General features: G+C 52.3%; 1 protein-coding gene. It reads right to left on the bottom strand.

The genetic code is table 11. From position 1 onward, the window contains the following. Positions 1-193, bottom strand: a 193-nt coding sequence (locus RRF55_RS28925; RefSeq protein ID WP_439419436.1) for a cold-shock protein, incomplete at its 3' end; no start/stop codon positions are given. Positions 194-218: the final 25 nt, after the last annotated feature.

Here is a 218-nt window from a genome sequence, read left to right as displayed (position 1 = left end):
CTTCAGCCTGCATGCCTTTCTGGCCGCGGGTAGCGACGAAAGTAACAGCCTGGCCTTCTTTCAGGGTTTTGAAGCCGTCAGCTTGGATGGCTTTGAAGTGCACGAACAGGTCGTCGCCCGACTGAGGGGTGATGAAGCCGTAGCCTTTCTCATCGTTGAACCACTTAACAACACCGGATTGACGGTTGGACATTTTTCTGTCTCCTTGGACAATTTGA

Origin of the sequence: Klebsiella sp. K47 (assembly GCF_051858335.1) — a bacterium.
In the GTDB taxonomy this organism is placed as follows: domain Bacteria; phylum Pseudomonadota; class Gammaproteobacteria; order Enterobacterales; family Enterobacteriaceae; genus Klebsiella; species Klebsiella pneumoniae.
This window is presented reverse-complemented; position numbering and strand designations above follow the sequence as displayed.